Raw genomic sequence first — 1,924 nt, forward strand, 5'->3', positions numbered from 1 at the left:
CTGATTATCAGTATATTCATAAAGAACTGTTAAGACCAGGGACAAACATTAAATTATTATGGGAAGAATATGCAGAAGATTGCAGAAACAGTAACTTCCCATTCTATCAGTACAGTTACTTTTGCAAAAAGTATCGTGATTATGTAAAGAAAAAAATCTTACAATGCATATCACACATAAACCAGGGGATAAATTAATGGTGGATTGGTTATGTAAAGATTCTCATAACCAATCTACTTCAGTACGAATACCTGGCTTATGCTGGATATGGTTGGTATAGTTGTGATTCTGAACAAGCTCTGTGTATCCTCTGCAGAACTTTGAATAGCTCACGGGATACTTCCCATCATTTATCTTGATGCAGTATTCATTCCACAACAGCGTCAGAGTGACTCCAGGTTTAGATAATTCATTATGAATATATTCATAATCTATAGAGGCATAGATGTCTTCACTTTCATAAAGATTAGGGAAGAACAGCTTTCCTAATTTCGTATCTGAATAACACTCTAATTTTGCGGTATCAAATTCTAATTCCTCCTTTCTTCGTTTTACTTTCGATGAGGTGTGCTTGCTTATGTGATATTGTTTGGAAATGGTATTAAGAGAAATACCCTGATCCATTAGCTACAGGCACATTCTCAGATTGAATTTTACGGCCATAATTTTAAGGCTCCATTCATAATATTAGAGACATTGTCTCCAATATCATGATAGTACAAAAAGACCACCCTTGAGGTGGTGCAGTTGGTGATATAGGTGGTGCACTTTATGCGATTAGCGGTGCTGTTCCTTGCGAATAATCACCTAAATATTTTTCTAAATGTTTTTCTCTCATTGTTATGACTACTAAATTCAATATTTGATTATTTCGCTTTGGTTGATCACGCATTCTGATTAGGTTGACCAACCATTCCGATGAATCTGACCACCTAAAAATCTTGACTGTAAAAAGTACATCCAGGATTGTTTTTGTTTATCTGCTTCTCATTGACTTATAAGAGAGATGGAAGCAGAAAGGAAGTATTCGAAGATGTAGAGAAGAAAACACTAAGACCGCTCCCTGAATTTCCTTTTGAGGTATGTCACTGGTTTTATTCAAGAAAGGTACAGCTTAACTGTCATATCGCTTATAAAAAAGAACTGGTATTCAGTTCCATATGAATATGTAGGCAAGATGGTAGACATTAAGGTGACTGAGACCACATTGACTACCTATTATCAGAATAAGCGTATTAATGTACATAAGGTGTTTCCAGATTACGTTATAAATAAATTCCACAAATAATCATGATATGCCAGAGTCTGTCAAAGTAACAGAATGGGATGATGAGCGCATATAGGAAATAGTAGACATACTCTACTATTCTAATAATTCTAAAACTCTTTTTTGAATAATTTCTTCCAAATATTTGAGTCTTTTTCTAGGTAATCGATATTTATAATGACTTTCAAACTTGAAACCTATTAATTTTCTTAGTTTTTCCTTTTGTCTTTTTGTCATACGTGGTTTTACAAAAGCAATAAAATCTTGATATGTTGCAGGAAGTCTTGTTTGGATGTATTGATTAATATTTTTAAAATCATCATCCATAGCATAACAAAGAAGTGATAATCCATTATCAAAAATAGGCGCACATCCCACAATTTTATTTGATTTATTATCAATTAAAAAACCAAAGTTACCAAAATGACGATCTTCATTTAAAATAATTGCATCAAAAACAAGCATATCTAATAATTCTTGATAAAAGCTTTCACCTAGCTTTTTATAATAATCAATAACTGACTCTATTCCACCTGTTTTAATAATTCTTCCAACTGGAATATACGATACATTTTCATTTGTGAAAAGTAAACATGTTGAACAAAGCTTCCCTTTCCATTTAGAAAGTCCATAATCTACATAATGTAAATCCATTGT

General features: G+C 32.6%; 2 protein-coding genes and 2 pseudogenes. 2 read left to right on the forward strand and 2 right to left on the reverse strand.

Annotated elements, in window-relative coordinates:
- A pseudogene (locus tag ACT8VG_RS10740) lies at nt 1-197 on the forward strand (IS21 family transposase); the annotation flags it as partial.
- Between the two features lie 25 nt (nt 198-222).
- Here the strand turns inward: ACT8VG_RS10740 and ACT8VG_RS10745 are convergent.
- On the reverse strand, nt 223-624 hold the full coding sequence (locus ACT8VG_RS10745) for a hypothetical protein (RefSeq protein ID WP_444195866.1): 402 nt from the start codon (nt 622-624) through the stop codon (nt 223-225).
- A gap of 451 nt (nt 625-1,075) precedes the next feature.
- Here ACT8VG_RS10745 and ACT8VG_RS10750 point away from each other — a divergent pair, with 451 nt between their 5' ends.
- Nucleotides 1,076-1,288, forward strand: a complete 213-nt coding sequence (locus ACT8VG_RS10750; RefSeq protein ID WP_444195867.1) for a Mu transposase domain-containing protein — start codon at nt 1,076-1,078, stop codon at nt 1,286-1,288.
- A gap of 75 nt (nt 1,289-1,363) precedes the next feature.
- On the opposite strand, the pseudogene ACT8VG_RS10755 reads toward ACT8VG_RS10750, so the two are convergent.
- Nucleotides 1,364-1,924, reverse strand: a pseudogene (locus ACT8VG_RS10755) (XRE family transcriptional regulator); the annotation flags it as partial.

The sequence above is a fragment of the Catenibacterium sp. genome (assembly GCF_052354645.1).
GTDB lineage: Bacteria > Bacillota_I > Bacilli_A > Erysipelotrichales > Coprobacillaceae > Catenibacterium > Catenibacterium mitsuoka_A.